We start from the raw sequence: 18419 nt of genomic DNA, 5'->3' as shown, positions 1-18419 counted from the left end.
CTATATTCCCGTATTGTTAACATAGCTAATCGCTTAAAACAAATCTTCTTCAGATCCTTTTTTGTTTCGGCAACTTACCATCACGGTTTCCGTTTGATCTACTGCCTCATTTAATAACGAGGTCCAATCAAACTTACTCTCAAACATAATGATCTTATCTAATTTAGGTCGTGTTTTCGGAGCTGGTGGGGTAAATATAGTACAACAATCTTCATATGGCCGATTGGAAATTTCCATTGTATCAATGTCTTCAGCAATTTTTATGATATCTAACTTATCCATTGTAATAAGCGGACGAATAATCGGCGTGCTTGTTACATCATTGATCGCATACATACTATCCATCGTCTGACTTGCAACCTGCCCAAGGCTCTCTCCAGTAACAATTGCAAGGCCTTCCCGACTCTTTCTAATTTCATCGGTAATTCTCAGCATCATCCTTCTTGTTGCCGTCATGGAATATGCTTCTGGAATTTCCTTATGAATTGTTTCCTGAATGGCTGTAAATGGAACGATATGCACTTTTACACTCCCACTATATTGGCCAAGCTTTTCCGCCAAATCTAATACTTTTTGTTTAGCGCGTTCACTCGTAAATGGGGGACTATGAAAATGAACGGCTTCTACGTTAACGCCCCGCTTCATTGTTAAATAGCCGGCCACGGGGCTATCGATCCCTCCTGAAAGCATAAGCATCGCTTTGCCAGATGAGCCAACAGGAAATCCTCCTGCCCCTTGGATAACTTGTCCTGAAATATATGCCGCTTCTTCTCTTACTTCTACGATCAAATTAATATCAGGTTTTTTCACATCCACACGAATGTCTTCTGTATTAATAAGAATATGTGCGCCAACTGCATGGTTTAAAGCATTGGAATTATATTCAAACTTTTTATCTGATCTGCGTGCCGACACTTTAAAGGTATTTCCAGGTATATGAGCTTGATCAATAATATGCAGGGCAGCAGAACGGATAGCATCTATATCTTTTTCCGTTTTTATTGCCGGGCTAAATGATTGAATACCAAAAACTTTTTTTAACGCGGTCATAACCAGTTCGGCTTCTTCTCCATTTAAAAGTACATACATTCTATCCCAATCAGCTTCAATTTTAATTTTCGTAAAGTCTTGTAAAATAAATTTAATATTCTTCTTTAATTTTGTGACAAAGTGCTTTCTATTTCGTCCTTTTAAAGACATTTCTCCATACCTAATTAAAATTCGATCGTAATTCATCATATTCGCCTCATTACCTTATTTAATCTTTGTAAAATTATGTTTAGTGCTTTAATAAATGTCTCTGCTTCGGTCAGTGTATTATCATATGACATACTGATTCGAACTGCTCCCATAGCCAACTCATCAGAGACTTTCATCGCTTTTAAAGTACCGCTTGGAAGCTTGTCTTTCGATGAACAAGCACTTGTAGTAGATATAATAATCCCTTGTTCTTCCAAAGCATGAACAAGTACCTCACCCTTTAATCCTATCGCGGAGAAGTTTATAATATGTGGAGTCGAAGTTACAGGCGTGTGGACAATAATATTAGAATTAGCTGCTAGCTTTTCGCATAAATATGCTCGCACTAGCTGCAACTTTTTTTCATTGTTTTTCCTTTGTAATTCAGCCATTCGCAAAGCTTTTGCCATCGCAACAATACCACCAGTATTCTCTGTTCCACTTCTCATTTTATACTCTTGATTACCGCCAGTAATAAGCGGCGCTAAATTAACACCTTCTTTTTTATATAGAAAGCCCGTTCCCTTCAGGCCATGAAATTTATGCGCTGAAAAAGTACAAAGATCAATGAACCTTTCATGAATAGCTATAGGAAGTTTCCCTGCACCTTGCACATAATCTACATGAAATAGAATCTTAGGATATTGTTCCAAAAGTTTACCTATTTCACCTATTGGTTGAATCGTCCCTACCTCATTATTTACATACATAACCGACACAAGCGTTGTTTCGTCCGTTATCGCATCTCGTAAGTCGGTAATAGATACAACTCCATCCTTATTAACTGGTAAATATGTGATCTCAAAACCCATTGAGCGGAGCTGTTCACATGGTTCCTTAACAGAAGGATGTTCAACCGCAGTTGTGATTATATGATTACCCCGATTTCGATGCATCATAGCAGCACCTTTAATCGCCATATTGTTCCCTTCTGTCCCACCAGAAGTAAAATAAATTTCAGTTGGTTTGACCCCACATAAATTTGCAATCTGTTCACGAGCCCGAGTGATCAACTGCTCCGATTTCCCACCAAAATTATGAAGTGAAGATGCATTTCCATACATATCGCGATTCACTTTTATATACGCATCTAACACTTCATCATAAGGCTTCGTTGTTGCACTATTATCAAAATATATCAATATAAACACCTTCTAAGTGAAAATCTTTTTGCAAATTTATATCATATCATAAATATTTATCAACGAAAACAAGCAAATATTCAGATCACTAATTACTCCTATATGAACTGCACATTACTTCCCCGCAGAATCTAAAGTATCCTTTTCTCTTTTTATCTTTCTCCACCCCTTAATAGAAAAGCCACAAATAATAAGAAGAAAAGTAATTCCGCTAAACCACATTGGTAAAATGTCACGTATATATTTTGATATTGATAAATGAAATTTATTTGTTAAGTACATAACGATAATAGTATAAAGATATACATACACAAATAAGAGAAGGATATCTCTAACGTATGCCCCTAAATTCCATTGATTTTTATCCCAACGAATCCAAGCTAAAACTAAAGCAAGCGTGATAAACATACCCCAATTCATTTTACAGCACAACTCCTTTTCTTACTTATAGTAGTTTTCCTTGATTTTAGTGAGTAATATATTACTTTTAATAGTCTAAATAGTAAAAGCAGTGAATTTTCACAAATGAAATTCACTGCTTTTACAAATTGTCATATTCCTTTTTTTCTTCATCTAACCAGACCAACGAACAGAAAACGTTAGTGCATCCTACTTATCCTCATCGAGCAATTCTTCAATACGTTTTAATGCTCCAGGTTCTACCGCCTCCACTGCCGTGGCCGCTTGTTCAAGTGCGGATTTATACTCATAATTTCGAAATGCTTGCTCTGCCTGATCTAGGCTAGAACGCAATTCTTGATTACGCGTTCTATAACGATTACCATACTGAATAACTTTTTCTGCAAAATGGGCGTTTTCAATATGTTCTACTGTTCGTGTATGTAAGTGATCCACTGTATCTCTCGCATCTGTCAAATACTTTTGTACAGAACTCATATTAAGCGGCTTTTCATTTAAACTTTTATATACATCTTCAATTTGCTCCTCCGCTTGATCATATAACGATTCAAAGTCACTCGGGAGACCTGGCATCCTACTTTTTTGTACCATCCTAATAATCTCATTAATTTGTTTTTGTAGGGATTTGAGGCTTTCTCGAGCATCTAGCTCATCTTTTCGCAAACTTTGCAGACGCTCTGTAAATTCATTTTGCTCATCCTTCATCACACTTATCTGCTTCTCAATTCCTTTTAACTCTTCACTTAATAGTGAATAAGCAGAAGTTTCTTCAGATATTTTCGCATTCAATAGCTCATAACGCTTTATCATTTCATCTAAACCTTTTTCCAATGTGTAGGGAATATCAAGATCATTATTAAGCAATTGATAGCTATTCTTTACTGTATCCGTCTCAGCTGCAATTTCTGAATTCACCTCTTTTAGTTGATCAAGAATATAGCTGATTTTCTCATTTTCTTTCACCACATAATGCTTTTCATATACTTCCTTTTCAAGCATGTCGTAGAATAATTCAATCTTATCCTTCATTTCTTCGAGACCATTTTCGACCTCATCTACTTCGGCATTTTTGAGGAATTCTTTATATGCTTCCAATTGTGTATTTATTTTTTGTAATTCCTTCTCTAATTGAAGATGTTCCAATATAAAACCTTGTTGGAGCATTTCCCGATATCCATCTGCAAGATCGTTTTTCTGGGCTGGGATAACTGTTTGACATTCCGTCAATAAATCAGGGATTTTTTCCATCTTTTCTTTTAATTGAATCAGCTCATTAGATAATGTAAGCACTAACTCTCGTGCTATTAGATAGTCCCCTTGTTTAGTTAATTCTTCATAACTAGCAATCTTCTCTGCGGCCGAATTCAATAACTCATCCAATCTTTCAGCAGCTATACCATATGTATGTCGATGTGCTAATAAACTTTTCTTCAAATGTTGATATTGTCCAAGAATCTGTTCCATTTCCGTGCGATTTTTTTCCTCACTACCGACTAATTCTGAAACCTCTTCAAGGATTATATTTATTTGTTCTTCTATATCCTCTGCGAGAGCTTCAATTTTCTCATGTGTTTCTTTCGCTTTATTAAAACGGTATTTATCCGTATATTCTTCAGCATCAAATAGCATTTCATCAATATTTGGTAGCTTAACCGTGACAATATCATCCCAAGATTTCCGCCAACCCTCGAATAGTTTTTCTGTTTCACCTGTCATGTTTAATCTCTTGACACTTCCTAATTCTTCAATGACAGGGCGATGCATTAACTCCAACTTCCTCGCTTCTAGTCGATCGATCTCTTTATAATACCTTTTCCTATATATGTATCCCACTGCAAACACGATAAGTAAAAATACTATCGCAACAATGACGATTTCCACGCCGTATTTCATTGTAAGCCCCCTGTTCCACCCGTCATTCTTATCAGCTATTTATCATAAATTCATTAATTTAAAGTTATATTCTTCTATAATACCATGAGAGCGACATTTTTTGACCAATAAAAGCATTTTTCTCATGCTTTTTAAGATATTTTTTAATAAATGATAAAAACCGCCGTTATATATGGCGGTTTTTTTATATTATATCGTATGACGAATGGGTATTGAATTTAAGTGGCAAGTTGGTTTGGAGCTACTGACTGAAGCCTCTATCCAATCTTGAATGGCCAGTAAATATTTATCGGCAAAATATCGTTCTTGCGGAATAATCCCCCACACTTCTCTAATATATTGACTGTTTAAATATGGCATCATAAGCATTCCTTTTAATTGAATAACTAGCATATCCATTGGAAATATGGTTTTCTGATCTTGAAATGCCGCTTGAATCATCTTTTTAAAGTAAAAGCGTTCCTTCATTAAATAAGAAGAAATAACTTCTCTAGATAACTGCGAATCAATTGAAACTTCTCTCCATACAAACCGTGCGAGCAAATGATTGTCACTTTGAAAGTGCAGTATCCTTTTTAATGCTTTATTCAAACACAAACGAGCATTGTCCTTTTTTAACCTTTTCGCCTCTTCTTCTAGACAAGCCACATAAGGATCAAAAAAACTAACAAGACATGCCTCTAACAAACCTTGCTTTCCCTGAAAGTAATACGAAATGTTCGCGATATTCACATCAGCTTTCCCCGCAATATCCCTTATGGTTGTTCCTTGGAAACTTTTTGTATTGAATAATGCGATTGCCGCTTCAATAATAGCTTCCTTCGTTGTCCTACCTTGTACCGTCATCGGCCCTCTCCTTCTCTTGTCTTGAATATTTTGAAATTATGTGTAAAATTAATAATAATGATACTATATGATTTCTCCATAATGTGATGGATTCCTTTGATTAGTTCTCGACAGTTTTTTTAGAAAACTGAAAAACAATGTTTTATTTGTAGGAAAGGGTGGAATTATGTTTGAAGTTAAAAGTTATAGTAAAGATAGAGTTCAAAGTTATGACCTATTAATCAAACAATTAGATGCATTATTAGAAGGGGAAACAAATCGCATTGCCAATTTAAGTAATGCATCCGCTTTGCTCGGTCAATTTTTAGAGCGGATTAATTGGGTAGGTTTTTACCTACTTGAAGAAGACGAGCTTGTACTTGGACCATTTCAAGGATTGCCAGCATGTGTAAGAATTCCACTCGGTAAAGGTGTGTGTGGAACTTCCGCAGAGCAAAAAGCAACCTTCGTTGTTGCCGATGTCAATGCTTTCCCAGGTCACATTGCTTGTGACGCTGCATCCCAGTCGGAAATTGTTATTCCACTTATTAAAAATGGTCAAACAATTGGCGTTCTAGATATTGACAGCCCAGAAAAAGATCGATTTGATGAGGTAGATAAAGAAAAGTTGGAAGAATTCACCGAAACACTTTTAAAACATATATAAACAAAAACGGGCCGTTACTGGGCCCGTTTTTTGCTTTTCTAAATTTTGCTGCGTCAATAAGCAAAACGCTTTTCTATTTTTGAATCTCTTTTACAGCAATTCTGTTTTTTCCTGCTCGCTTCGCTTCATAAAGGGCGGTATCTGCTCGCTTAAATAAATATTTCACTTCATCTTTATAGCCATATACCCAGTGAGATATGCCACAGGTAACTGTCACTTTTGGTTTTGTTGATTTAGATATAATTTCACGTAGGCGTTGAGCAATTTGAATACCGATTGCTAGTTCAACATTAGGCAAATAAACTGCCAACTCTTCCCCACCCCAACGAGCACCTATATCAGTTAACCTAAGATGATCTTTAATTAGGTTGGCCACTTGAATCAATACTTCATCACCTACTTGATGACCATAGGTATCGTTAATATGCTTAAAATCATCGAGATCCATCAAAATAAATGTCCCTTCATGATCAGCCTGCATTGAAAGCTCAATCTCATCATTTAAATAATCCCTTGCAAATAATTGTGTTAAATGATCTGTCACTACCATTTTTTCTAATTTTTCTCTTAACATAGAATTAAAAATTGCCAAGGTCGACCTATGAATAATTGATTGAAATAATTTAAACATATCGAATGTAAAACTATACGGTTCAGCGGCAACTGCTATCACTATCCCTTTCATTGCTTCACCGGCAGTCATCGGTACTGCCATTATTGTCCCATAAGGACATGACATCTCCACTTTCAGTTGTTGAGTGTCACCTATAAATATTCCATCTTTTTCGACCTGTATTACTTCATATATGTAACCAATAAATACTTTGGCTATATCCTCATGAAAAAAGTCGGAACTTTCGGCTAGCACTTCCACCTCTTCTTTTTCCAAAAAAATAAACCCTATTGCTGATGCGGAAAAAAAGCTTGTCACCTTTGCAACCAAGAATTGAATCGTTTCCTTAAGACTAGATGTAGCATTTAATTCGTACGATGTCTCATTTATAAATCTTAAATCATCAATCAGTTTCCGCGATTGTTGATAGAGCTTAGCGTTTTCTAATGCGCTACCAGCGGTATTAGCTAATAAACGAATAAAATCAATTTCTTCATTTTTTATAGGTGCGGGAGCATCCGTTTGCACTTGCAAGACGCCATATACTCCTTGCTTTCCTTTCAATGGTGCGTATAAATGAAGACAATCACCATCATTTTCTATCTCTACAGTCCCGTTCACGTAAGAAGAGATAGCCGTAAGGTTTTCCGAGTTATATTCAAGCTCTTTAATTGGTAGATCATCCGAGTTATTATGGTCATTAGACATCAACAAGCAATACTCATACTGCGGAAATACCTTTTGAAGTGTTTGAATAATCTCTGCTAATACACTTGAGATATCCATGGTTGAATGGAATTTCTCCGTTACCTTAAATAGCTCTCTATATTTTACTTCTTCAACTGATTTATAATTTATAATGGGATTTGTCCGATTAATTTTCATTTATATCCCCCTAGTATATTTATGATCATTTATACATAAGACTAAATACCCATTTACTCACATTTATAATATATACACTACATTTACATGCTTATTTATAGTAAGTATTATAACATAACTAAAACTTTTTACCCATACTTTTTTATTATGTATTTATATATTAAACTTGACTTAAGCATTTAATAATTATACAATGAGCTTTGTGTAAAATAGTGCAGCCTTAATGAATACTAGTTGTTCGTATTTTATTCCTCTAATTGAGAGGTGCATCGCGTAACCCGTCGCTGCTAGGGCGATGGTGCATGAAAATAAAATACCCTACTATGTTATCTCATATTTGGTTTTTATTTTACAACAAAATAAAAACAGAGGAGGAGACTCTTTATGTCTCGATATACTGGCCCAAGCTGGAAAATCTCCCGCCGTCTCGGAATTTCTTTGAGCGGTACTGGGAAAGAATTAGAAAAGCGCCCTTACGCGCCTGGACAACATGGTCCAAATCAACGCAAAAAACTTTCTGAATACGGTCTTCAATTACAAGAAAAACAAAAACTCCGTCACATGTACGGTGTAAACGAACGCCAATTCAAAAACGCATTCGTTAGAGCAGGAAAAATGCAAGGTAAACACGGTGAAAACTTCATGATTCTTCTTGAACAACGCCTTGATAACATTGTTTATCGTCTCGGCCTAGCTCGTACTCGCCGTCAAGCTCGTCAACTTGTAAACCACGGTCACATTCTTGTAGACGGAAGTCGCGTTGACATTCCATCTTACCAAGTAGCACCTGGACAAGTAATCGGTGTTCGCGAAAAATCAAATAACCTTGCAATCATCAAAGAATCAGTTGAAGCTACAAACTTCGTACCTGAATATGTTTCTTTTGATGCTGAAAAACTTGAAGGAACTTTCACACGTTTACCTGAACGTTCTGAACTTCCTGCAGAAATTAACGAAGCATTTATCGTTGAGTTCTACTCACGTTAATTTTAGTTCTTTTTAGAACATAGTATTAAAAAAAAGGCCCTCCACCCTTGTAAAACAAGAGTGGGGGGGCCTTTTTTTGTAAACCATTGTTATTCTCAGTATGAGAAATATTATTACTACATTAATTCTTTTATACAAATTCATAATTTACGAATTCGAGGTATTTATCTAAAAAAATTAGAGACCCTGAGCGTGATATCCTAATTTTTTTAATTGTTTAATCATCTTCTCTTTTTCATTAGCATCCAATCCAGCACATATTTCTTGCATGGCTGCTCTATGTTTAGGAAAAACATCGTTCATTAATTCAGTTCCTGCCGCTGTCATTGCAGCATATGTGATACGGCGATCTTTCGGACAAGGTTTTCTCTCTATCAAATTCTTTTTCTCTAACTTGTCTACCACATAGGTAATACTACTACTTGCAATTAATACTTTATCTCCAATTTTTTGTATTGGTTGATCCCCTTTACTATAAATCAATTCAAGAACTGCAAATTCAGTTGGATTTAGTCCCAAACACTTTATGTCTTCCTCCACACGCTTTTTTATTGATTGTAAAGCTCGGGACAAAACAACAAATAACTTTAGAGACAAATCCTCTTGTTTTTTATCCTGATTATTCATGGTTACCATTCCTCTTTATTTATCTCGAATTCATTGTAATTATATAGTTAATCACTTTCTTTTGTCAACTCATTTTACAAAAGGGTCGTTTCAAAAAATACATTGGCTGTTCATTCATCAAGAGACGACCAAGAAATTTGAGCTTGTATGATAAGCTATTAAATTGTACTTTCCTTCTTTTCAGAAAGCAAAATTTTAAGCCCCTCGAATTTGATAATTTCAACTTCGAGGGGGTGCTTTCCCGAAAAATTTCTATATTAAGTTATTTATCCTTGAGTTTGTTTAATAATACTATGTTTTGAGCCGCTGTACCTTTATAGCCACTAATGCCGTACTTTTGAGCAAGTTTTGCACGATTGGTATAGCTCGAATCCATATGATTAGTTTTCATCCAATCTACAATTGAATTGGTTTTCACTTCATTTTTCGGCTTACTTACCGATTTACTATTTTTAAGCTTATTCAGAAGTGTTATATTTTGCGCGGCGGTACCTGAATAATTTTTGATACCATATTGACCCGCTAGCTTTTTCCGATTTGCAAAGCTCGAATTCATACCCTCGCTATTCATGTAATCAACCACACTGCCTGACTTTATCGTCTCAGATTTAGAAGTAGTCGTTTTAGGTTTATATTCTTTTTTTAACTTAGATAGTAGCGTAATATTTTGTGCCGCTGTACCTTTATAATCTTTTATCCCTTGCTGTGCCGCTAACGTAGCACGATTAGCATAACTTGAGTCCATTTTATTGGCTTTCATCCAGTCAACGATGCTTTCTGACTTCATAGTGGTCGTTTGTATTGGTTTACTAGCAGAAGGCTTACTTTGAGCAGGGCCCTTTTCAGTTGTAGAAGGCATCACAGTCACAGGTTTATTTCCGTTTGGTGCCCTTTTTACAAAATCAATAAATGTATTCCAATTGACACCTTTATAACCATTTCGCAAATTATGCGGGCAATCCTTCCCGCTCCAATGATTATGTTGAACGACCTTGTTTAGCGGAATATTATGTTTTATCATTAAGTTTTTAACGAGTTCTACTGCATTTTCTACAGCTTTTTTAAAATCACTATCAAGATTGACGCAAATTTCAATGGCAATAGATTCAAGGTTCCCTTTTCCTCTTCCATCCCCAGCATGCCAACATTGTACATTATCAGGAAAAGACTGTATAACCGCTTTATCGTCTACCTGGTAATGCCAAGATGCGGAATAGCCGTTTGATTGCAAATTAGCGTGCACTTGAGCTCCCGCGCCTTTGCTATAATTCGCTGTTTCATGGATAGTAATGTAATTACAGGGATTGCTCTCACCATATGTGTTTGAGCGCGTGGAGACTAATTGTTGTTTGATTGTCATATATTTCATCTCCTTACATTATAAAATGCAAGTCGATATCATTTCGTACAGGCATCAAACCTGATTTATCAGTGTATTTTTTTGAGAATAAAAAATAGCAACGATTAGTCGTTACTCAATAGTGTTTTTTTATATAAAAACCGCCAGTCTACTTCTCTTTGTCCTCCGATAGAGGGGTGTTTTGGTGGGACAAGCAGCATTCACCTTATTTTATTGCTACAATCACCCAAAATATCTACCTTTCAATTTCCCCTTAAATTGCTTATACTTTTTGCGTTCCTCCGTATATTTTAAATCTCTCTTTACAAGAAAAGCAAAATGGATGCCTGGCTTCACTGCTAGTAGTAAAAGCAAAAATCAGCTTCTCACAAAAAGAAGCTGATTTTTTCAGTTTATTTATATTCAATTAAATGATATTTTTTCTTTCCTCTACGAATAATCGTAAATGCGCTACCTAGTTTATCTTCTTCCACCAATTCATATTGAACATCTGTGATACGCTCACCATTAATGGAGATTGCACCATTCTGGATATCTTCTCGTGCTTGACGTTTGGACGATGAAATTTTTGCTGCAACGAGCAGATCTACTAGACCGTTTTCTTCACCATGTATATATGAAGGAACATCTTTAAAGCCTTGTTCTATTTCTTCAGCAGTTAAACTTTTAACGTCCCCGCTAAAAAGGGCTTGAGTGATGCGGATTGCCTGCTGTAAAGAATCTTCTCCATGGATAAGGCGCGTCATTTCTTCTGCTAATGCTTTCTGTGCTTTTCGTAAATGTGCTTCTTCCTCTACAGATACTGCTAATGCTTCAATTTCTTCCTTGTCAAGGAATGTAAAGATTTTCAAGTATTTAACAACATCCGCATCTGCAGTATTAATCCAGAATTGATAAAATTCATAAGGAGTTGTCTTTTTTGGATCGAGCCAAATCGCTCCACCTTCCGTTTTACCGAACTTCGTCCCATCTTCTTTTGTAACAAGTGGAATTGTCATTCCGTATGCTTTTGCACCCTCACCAGCCATTTTTCTAATGAACTCTAGACCGGTAGTAATATTTCCCCATTGATCACTTCCACCGATTTGCATTTTACAATTAAAGTTTGTATATAGGTGATAGAAGTCGATCGCTTGTAGAATTGTATACGAAAACTCAGTAAATGATATCCCACTATCCAAGCGTGATGAAACGATATCTTTTGCAAGCATATAATTAACCCCGATATGCTTTCCAAAATCACGTAAAAAAGTAATTACATTCATAGAGCTAACCCAATCATAATTATTCGTCATGATTGCGCCGTTTTCGCCTTCAAAAGTAAAAATTTGTTTCAATTGTTTCTTAATACCTTGTACGTTTAAATCTACCTGCTCCGTTGTTTGTAATTGACGCTCTTCTTTCTTTCCACTCGGATCACCAATTAACCCTGTAGCCCCACCTACTAAAACGATTGGTCTATGACCATGCTTTTGAAAACGTCTTAACGTCAAAAATGGTAATAAATGTCCAATATGCATGCTATCTGCAGTCGGATCTACTCCACAATATAATGATATTTTTTCTTTCTCTAACGTTTCCTTCATACCTTCAGCATCTGTTTCTTGATATATTATTCCACGCCATTTCAAATCTTCCATTAAGTTTACCATCTTAATTCCTCACCTTCTTTTTGAAAATAAAAAAACGCCCCTTCGTATATAACGAAGGGACGATGATTTACCGTGTTACCACCCAACTTGGGAAATGAATCCCCGCTCATTTTTGTTAACGATGAAGGCTCACCGTTTGCCGCTACTAAACGTTCACAGCAAAAGCTCAAGGAGGTAATTCATCACACTGTTTGTGTCGGTTTCCACCAACCACCGACTCTCTAAAAACAGGGACAGCTGATTACTTATTCCTATCCACGCCATTTATTTTCAAATTCCGTAATATATATGTATTTTACACTTAACAAAAAAGAAATGTCAAATATCACTAAAATTATCTATTCCAAGTCTACCAAACAAACGATTTGTGCTATAATAATAGAGATTTTGGAGGGATTTTAATATATGACAACTCAAGGAAATAATAAATGGAGCCAGGTAAAAACGGCCATTTCCGCTTTAAAATACAAGAAAATTATTAAAGGCGCGCGTATCACCTACGGGGTCGTTTGGAATTTAGTTCTTCTCCTACTCATCGTTCTACTAATCGGTGGAGCATTCGCTGGAGGAGTCGGAGCGGGCTATTTTGCTTCTCTCGTAAAAGATGAAGAAATTCGACCAGCAGAAAATATGATTAAAGATATCCATCAATATGAAGAAACTTCTAAACTATATTTTGACAATGATGTTTTCCTCGGAAAACTTCGCTCTGATATTGATCGTGAAGAAGTAAGTATCGATCAAGTTTCCGATTACTTAAAAAAGGCAGTCATCGCAACAGAAGATGAATATTTTTATGAACATCATGGTGTAGTGCCGAAAGCATTACTACGAGCTGTATTTCAAGAATTTACAAATTCAGCCGTACAAACCGGTGGTAGTACACTGACACAGCAACTAATTAAAAACCAGATATTAACAAATGAAGTATCGTTTGACCGTAAAGCCAAAGAAGTATTATTAGCACTTAGAATCGAACGAATCCTTGAAAAAGACGATATTTTAGAAGCCTATTTAAATGTTTCTACATTTGGTCGTAATTCATCAGGTCAAAATATTGGTGGTGTACAAGCAGCTGCCCAAGGAATTTTCGGTGTAGATGCAAAAGATTTAAACTTACCACAATCTGCATTTATTGCTGGATTACCGCAAAGTCCTTTCGGGTATACACCTTTTACAAATCAAGGTGAAAGAAAAAGTCCTGAATTGCTAGAACCTGGTTTGAAAAGGCTAAAAACAGTTCTGACTAGAATGCATCGAGAAGGTTATATCTCTGATAAAGAATATAAAGAAGCAGTAGATTATGATATTACTGCTGACTTCATTAAGAAACAACCTAGGTCATTTGAGCAATATCCCGCTCTTACGTTTGAAATCGAAGAGCGCGCAGTTAAAGTGATGACAGAAGTCCTTGCTGCAAAAGATGGTATTAAAAAAGAAGAGTTGGAGAAAGACGATAAACTTTATGGGAAATATTGGACTCTTGCCGATCGTGATATTCGACAAAATGGTTATCAAATCCATTCAACCATTAATAAAAAAATATACGATGCTTTTGATAAAGCAAAAGATGAATATCAAAATTATGGTTATACGAAAAAAAGAGAAAAAACAAATCCGGAAACTGGGAAAGTAGAAATTGTTGATGATCCTGTTCAAGTCGGTGCCTTCCTTATGGAAAACAAGACTGGTAAAATACTAAGTTTTGTTGGTGGGCGGGATTTTGAACTTGAACAAATGAATCACGCTACACAATCACTACGCCCTAATGGATCAACCATGAAGCCACTCTTAGTTTACGCTCCAGCAATAGAACTTGGTTTAAGTGCACCTGGATCAATTGTTGCAGATGTTCCAATAACAGTTGCAAATGGTAGTAGCGGAACACATACTTTTAAAAACTATTCAACAGGTCGTTATTATGGGCTCGTTACAGCCCGAGAAGCACTAGCAAACTCTTATAATGCTTCAGCCATCTATACGTACTTAAAAATTAAAGATCAAAATCCTACGCAATACTTAGATAAAATGGGCATCAGCTCTCTCACAACTGTGGACCGCGAGAGTTACTCTGCCGCACTTGGCGGCCTCCAAGAGGGAGTAACTGTAGAAGAAAACACAAATGCTTTCTCTACCTTTGCAAATGACGGGAAATTTATTGATGCATATATGATTGATAAAATAACTGACCGTGATGGAAATATCGTTTATGAACATAAGTCAAAGCCTGTTGATGTATTTAGCCCTCAAACAGCTTACCTAATGATCGATATGATGCGTGATGTAATTAAAAGCGGAACAGCACGCACCTTGCCTAATATGCTGAAGTTTTCTGCCGATTGGGCAGGTAAAACCGGTACAACCACGGGCCCTAATGATGCCTGGTTAATTGCGACTAATCCAAATGTTACGTTTGGTACTTGGATTGGTTATGATAAGCAAGCCCCTCTTTCAAGCGATGGAAGTGAAAGTAGACGTAATTATGGGATCTGGGCTAAGCTAATGAATGCTGCCTATGATGTAGAACCTGACATTATTAATCCTAAGAAGAGCTTTAAAATGCCTGGCGGGATTGTCAGCAGATCTTTCTGTGCTGTTTCAGGCTTACTGCCATCAGAGGCATGTTCAAAAGCAGGACTTGTACAAACTGATATTTTCAATGCAAAATTTGTACCTGGTAAACGCGATGATAGTTTAGGATCTGGACGCTATGTTATGGCTAACGGGAAAAAATATATGGCACTTGACTCCACTCCGAAAGAATTTACAGAACCAGGTATGTTAATTGATCCAGATTTCATCAAACGGATTACACAAGGGAGAGTAAACGACATTTCTCAACTCATCCCACAAAATGATGCTCGTTGGAAAAATGTACTTATCGCAAACGCAAAACTAAAAGATGATGGTTCTGCACCAAGCGCGGTCAAGGCATCTATTTCTGGCACTTCTATCAGTTGGTCAGCATCAGCAAATAATGATGTAGTTGGATATCGTGTTTATTCAGAAGATGGCAAGAAAATAGCATCCATTCGTTCTGGCGATACACTATCTTATAAGGCTGGCGATGCTGCGTATTATGTAGTAGCCGTTGATGTAGCGGGCCGTGAATCAGCTCCTTCCAATAAGGTAGGTAAGACAAAGGAAGAGAGAAAAAAAGAAGAAGAAGATAAGAAAAAAGTAGCAGAAGCGAAAGCGGAAGCAGAAAAGAAAAAAATAGCAGAAGAGAATACGAAGAAGCAAGAGGAAGCCCAAAAAAAAGCGGAAGCAGAGAAGATAAAGCAGGAACAAGAAAAGAAAAAGAAAGAACAAGAAGAAGCAGCTAAAGAAGAAAATAATAATTAATTAGGAAATCCCTCATCTGATCAATGATGAGGGATTTTTCCCTAATTATGTGATTTCTACATAGACACAAAAAGAGATCACTTTTATTATTTAGTGATCTCTTTACTTAAACATTTAAGGTGTAGCTCTCACAAACAGGTCTCTACTAGTCTTCCATTGTAGATAAATCACCTGTAGGAAGGTTTAGCTCCCAAGCTTTTAAGACACGGCGCATAATTTTGCCACTTCGTGTTTTGGGTAGTTTATCACGAAATTCGATTTCACGTGGAGCGGCATGGGCAGCAAGACCGGTTTTGACAAATTTGCGAATATCTTCTCTCAATTCGTCGGTCGGTTCATTACCATCTAGTAAGGCAATAAATGCTTTGATAATTTCCCCTCGAATTGGATCTGGTTTTCCAATTACTCCCGCTTCTGCAACAGCAGGATGCTCCAATAATTTACTTTCTACTTCGAATGGGCCAACACGTTCTCCTGCCGTCATAATTACATCATCTACTCGGCCTTGGAACCATAAGTATCCATCCTCATCCATATACGCAGAATCCCCCGACACATACCAATCACCTGGTAGAAAGTATGAATCGTATTTTTCTTTATTATTCCAAATCTCGTGCATCATGGAAGGCCAACCTTTTTTAATAGCGAGATTACCCATCCGATTTGGCGGAAGTACATTTCCGCGATCATCAACAATTGCGACTTCAACGCCTGGTATTCCTTTCCCCATTGATCCCGGACGAATCTCTAAACAAGGATAGTTAGCTATTAATAAGGCTCCTGTTTCTGTCATCCACCACGTGTCGTGAATACGCTTTCCAAACACTTCCATTCCCCAACGAATAACTTCAGGGTTCAGTGGTTCACCAACACTCACTATATGTCGCAATTGTGATAAATCGAACCGCTTAATGATTTCATCACCTGCGCTCATCAGCATTCTAAATGCAGTTGGTGCACTATACCATATGGTTACACCATAGTCTTCCAATACTTGATACCATGTCTCTGGCTTGAAGCGCCCTCCTACAATGACATTAGATGTACCTGTTAGCCATGGTCCAAATATTCCATATGAAGTCCCTGTCACCCAACCTGGGTCTGCCGTACACCAATAGACATCATCTTCTTGCATATCTAATATCCAACGGGCTGTTTGATAATGTTGAATCATTGCATTATGTACATGCAAAACTCCCTTGGGCCTCCCAGTTGAGCCAGATGTATAATGAAGAATCATCCCGTCTGTTCGATCAACCCATTCAATATCCAAGTTTTTGTCTGCTTCTACCATTCTTTTATTAAAATCAATATATAGATCAGACTCTTCTATATTTTCTCCGACTAAAAAAATATGCTTTAAATGGGGTAATTCATCTACTGGCACTCTATCAAGTAATTCTGGAGTAGTTACTAATACTTTCGCTTCGCTATCTTCAAGTCTATCTTTAACAGCACCTTCCATAAATGCTTCAAATAGTGGACCACTAATAGCACCAAGTTTAAGGGTGCCTAATATAGCAAAGTATAATTCAGGTGTTCTCGGCATAAAAACGAAAACTCTATCTCCTTTTTCAACTTCCCCAAGTTTTTTCAATACATTTCCAGCTTTATTTGTTAATTCTTTCATTTCTCGGAAAGTGTACTTTTCATCTCTAACAGTATCACGATAATATAGCGCTACTTTGTTTTTTCGAAAAGACTCTGCATGGCGGTCAATTGCTTCATATGCCATATTGACGCGGCCGGTTTGATGCCATGAAAATTGTTGCTCTGTTTGTGCCCAATCAAAGCTTGCATATGTTTTGTCATAGTCTTGCAGATTATATTCTCCATTGATGACTGGCAACGCTTCCAACTTCATGTTTACAACTCCCCTTTATTCTTCATCCTGCTTCCAAATTTGATCACAAAAAAGCTGATCAAGTCGCGGAAACTTTGAATATAGAAATCACATATTCTATTATAATATAGAATAATAATATTCTCAATTTTTTTATAATAAATGTGAAAACGTTTCATCCGTGAAAATTTGCATGTATAATAGAAGCAGCAATAAAGATATTTCTACCCTCTTAATAAATGGAGCAAATATAAAGGAGAGAGCCTGTGGAACATACTAAGACGTACAATTCCTTGGAATTGGATACACGTAACGGCAGTTTAATCATTGAAGGTCCTATCCCTTCAGCTGAATTAGCTTCTCTTGATTTCCATGAAGATTTAATCGCTTTTAGACCAGCTCAACAGCAACATGAAGCTTTAATAGAAATCGCGGAACTTCCCGAAGGTAGGATTATAGTTGCTCGGGAAAACAAAGTCGTTGTCGGTTATGTCACATACGTTTACCCAGATCCCCTTGAACGATGGTCAAAGGGAAATATGGAAAATCTTATTGAACTAGGAGCTATAGAAGTAATTCCTAAGTTTCGCAGTGGTGGAGTTGGAAAAAGTTTATTAAAAGTATCTATGATGGATGATACCATGGAAGATTATATCATCATTACAACAGAGTATTATTGGCATTGGGATTTGAAGGGAACAGGATTAGATATTTGGGAATATCGGAAAATAATGGAGAGAATGATGAATTCGGGAGGGTTAGAATGGTATGCAACAGATGATCCAGAAATTAGTTCCCATCCAGCTAATTGTTTAATGGTTCGGATTGGCAAACGTGTAAATTCCGCTTCGATTGAACAATTTGATAATCTTAGATTTATGAATCGTTGGTTATATTAACGAAACTTTCGTAGTATAAAGG

14 protein-coding genes and 1 other annotated feature are annotated in these 18419 nt (G+C 36.6%); of the genes, 4 read left to right on the top strand and 10 right to left on the bottom strand.

Annotated elements, in window-relative coordinates; genetic code table 11:
• Window positions 1–33 precede the first annotated feature (33 nt).
• The 5 genes from thiI to refZ form a co-directional block, all read right to left on the bottom strand.
• Entirely contained in the window at window positions 34–1236 is a 1203-nt protein-coding gene (thiI, locus tag BLE01S_RS02230) for a tRNA uracil 4-sulfurtransferase ThiI (RefSeq protein ID WP_145981945.1), read from the bottom strand.
• On the bottom strand, window positions 1236–2381 hold the full coding sequence (locus tag BLE01S_RS02225; protein WP_066136866.1) for a cysteine desulfurase family protein: 1146 nt from the start codon (window positions 2379–2381) through the stop codon (window positions 1236–1238). The genes thiI and BLE01S_RS02225 overlap by 1 nt, the downstream gene beginning before the upstream one ends.
• 114 nt (window positions 2382–2495) lie before the next feature.
• Entirely contained in the window at window positions 2496–2801 is a 306-nt protein-coding gene (locus BLE01S_RS02220; protein ID WP_066136863.1) for a hypothetical protein, read from the bottom strand.
• A 189-nt stretch (window positions 2802–2990) separates the two neighbouring features.
• Window positions 2991–4694 (bottom strand): septation ring formation regulator EzrA, encoded by a 1704-nt coding sequence (ezrA, locus tag BLE01S_RS02215; RefSeq protein ID WP_066136861.1) that lies wholly within the window; start codon window positions 4692–4694, stop codon window positions 2991–2993.
• Window positions 4695–4883: 189 nt separating this feature from the next.
• Entirely contained in the window at window positions 4884–5540 is a 657-nt protein-coding gene (gene refZ / locus BLE01S_RS02210; protein ID WP_066136859.1) for a forespore capture DNA-binding protein RefZ, read from the bottom strand.
• 166 nt (window positions 5541–5706) lie between these two features.
• On the opposite strand from refZ, the gene msrC reads away from it, so the two are divergent.
• On the top strand, window positions 5707–6186 hold the full coding sequence (gene msrC, locus BLE01S_RS02205) for a free L-methionine (R)-S-oxide reductase MsrC (RefSeq protein ID WP_066136857.1): 480 nt from the start codon (window positions 5707–5709) through the stop codon (window positions 6184–6186).
• 73 nt (window positions 6187–6259) lie between these two features.
• Here msrC and BLE01S_RS02200 read toward each other — a convergent pair whose 3' ends face one another.
• Entirely contained in the window at window positions 6260–7684 is a 1425-nt protein-coding gene (locus tag BLE01S_RS02200; RefSeq protein WP_066136854.1) for a diguanylate cyclase domain-containing protein, read from the bottom strand.
• 384 nt (window positions 7685–8068) lie between these two features.
• Here BLE01S_RS02200 and rpsD point away from each other — a divergent pair, with 384 nt between their 5' ends.
• Window positions 8069–8671 (top strand): 30S ribosomal protein S4, encoded by a 603-nt coding sequence (gene rpsD / locus BLE01S_RS02195; protein ID WP_066136851.1) that lies wholly within the window; start codon window positions 8069–8071, stop codon window positions 8669–8671.
• 177 nt (window positions 8672–8848) lie between these two features.
• Here the strand turns inward: rpsD and BLE01S_RS02190 are convergent, their stop codons facing one another.
• From BLE01S_RS02190 to tyrS, 3 genes are all read right to left on the bottom strand, one after another.
• Window positions 8849–9298: a MarR family winged helix-turn-helix transcriptional regulator gene (locus tag BLE01S_RS02190; RefSeq protein ID WP_066136849.1), complete on the bottom strand. Its 450-nt coding sequence runs from the start codon at window positions 9296–9298 to the stop codon at window positions 8849–8851.
• Between the two features lie 262 nt (window positions 9299–9560).
• Complete coding sequence (locus BLE01S_RS02185) at window positions 9561–10658, bottom strand: DUF3597 family protein (protein WP_082788552.1); 1098 nt, start codon at window positions 10656–10658, stop codon at window positions 9561–9563.
• Window positions 10659–11050: 392 nt separating this feature from the next.
• Entirely contained in the window at window positions 11051–12310 is a 1260-nt protein-coding gene (gene tyrS, locus BLE01S_RS02180) for a tyrosine--tRNA ligase (RefSeq protein ID WP_066136847.1), read from the bottom strand.
• Between the two features lie 52 nt (window positions 12311–12362).
• Window positions 12363–12577: a binding site (T-box leader), on the bottom strand.
• A gap of 138 nt (window positions 12578–12715) precedes the next feature.
• Here tyrS and BLE01S_RS02175 point away from each other — a divergent pair.
• Window positions 12716–15655, top strand: a complete 2940-nt coding sequence (locus BLE01S_RS02175) for a transglycosylase domain-containing protein (RefSeq protein WP_066136843.1) — start codon at window positions 12716–12718, stop codon at window positions 15653–15655.
• A 145-nt stretch (window positions 15656–15800) separates the two neighbouring features.
• Here BLE01S_RS02175 and acsA read toward each other — a convergent pair whose 3' ends face one another.
• Window positions 15801–17519, bottom strand: coding sequence for an acetate--CoA ligase (acsA, locus tag BLE01S_RS02170; RefSeq protein ID WP_066136841.1), 1719 nt, complete (start codon window positions 17517–17519; stop codon window positions 15801–15803).
• Window positions 17520–17764: 245 nt separating this feature from the next.
• Here acsA and BLE01S_RS02165 point away from each other — a divergent pair, with 245 nt between their 5' ends.
• Entirely contained in the window at window positions 17765–18397 is a 633-nt protein-coding gene (locus BLE01S_RS02165; RefSeq protein ID WP_066136839.1) for a GNAT family N-acetyltransferase, read from the top strand.
• Window positions 18398–18419: the final 22 nt, after the last annotated feature.

The sequence above is a fragment of the Lederbergia lenta NBRC 16444 genome (assembly GCF_001591545.1).
Classification (GTDB): Bacteria; Bacillota; Bacilli; order Bacillales; family Bacillaceae_C; genus Lederbergia; species Lederbergia lenta.
The sequence above is the reverse complement of the archived record's forward strand: the minus strand, read 5'-3'. Positions and strand labels throughout refer to the sequence as shown.

What these genes read in the sequence shown, in the direction of transcription:
- tyrS (WP_066136847.1), bottom strand. Translation starts at nt 12,310, where the DNA reads ATGGTAAACTTAATGGAAGATTTGAAATGGCGTGGAATAATATATCAA.
- BLE01S_RS02220 (WP_066136863.1), bottom strand. Translation starts at nt 2,801, where the DNA reads ATGAATTGGGGTATGTTTATCACGCTTGCTTTAGTTTTAGCTTGGATT.
- BLE01S_RS02190 (WP_066136849.1), bottom strand. Translation starts at nt 9,298, where the DNA reads ATGAATAATCAGGATAAAAAACAAGAGGATTTGTCTCTAAAGTTATTT.
- rpsD (WP_066136851.1), top strand. Translation starts at nt 8,069, where the DNA reads ATGTCTCGATATACTGGCCCAAGCTGGAAAATCTCCCGCCGTCTCGGA.
- ezrA (WP_066136861.1), bottom strand. Translation starts at nt 4,694, where the DNA reads ATGAAATACGGCGTGGAAATCGTCATTGTTGCGATAGTATTTTTACTT.
- BLE01S_RS02175 (WP_066136843.1), top strand. Translation starts at nt 12,716, where the DNA reads ATGACAACTCAAGGAAATAATAAATGGAGCCAGGTAAAAACGGCCATT.
- BLE01S_RS02200 (WP_066136854.1), bottom strand. Translation starts at nt 7,684, where the DNA reads ATGAAAATTAATCGGACAAATCCCATTATAAATTATAAATCAGTTGAA.
- BLE01S_RS02185 (WP_082788552.1), bottom strand. Translation starts at nt 10,658, where the DNA reads ATGACAATCAAACAACAATTAGTCTCCACGCGCTCAAACACATATGGT.
- thiI (WP_145981945.1), bottom strand. Translation starts at nt 1,236, where the DNA reads ATGAATTACGATCGAATTTTAATTAGGTATGGAGAAATGTCTTTAAAA.
- msrC (WP_066136857.1), top strand. Translation starts at nt 5,707, where the DNA reads ATGTTTGAAGTTAAAAGTTATAGTAAAGATAGAGTTCAAAGTTATGAC.
- acsA (WP_066136841.1), bottom strand. Translation starts at nt 17,519, where the DNA reads ATGAAGTTGGAAGCGTTGCCAGTCATCAATGGAGAATATAATCTGCAA.
- refZ (WP_066136859.1), bottom strand. Translation starts at nt 5,540, where the DNA reads ATGACGGTACAAGGTAGGACAACGAAGGAAGCTATTATTGAAGCGGCA.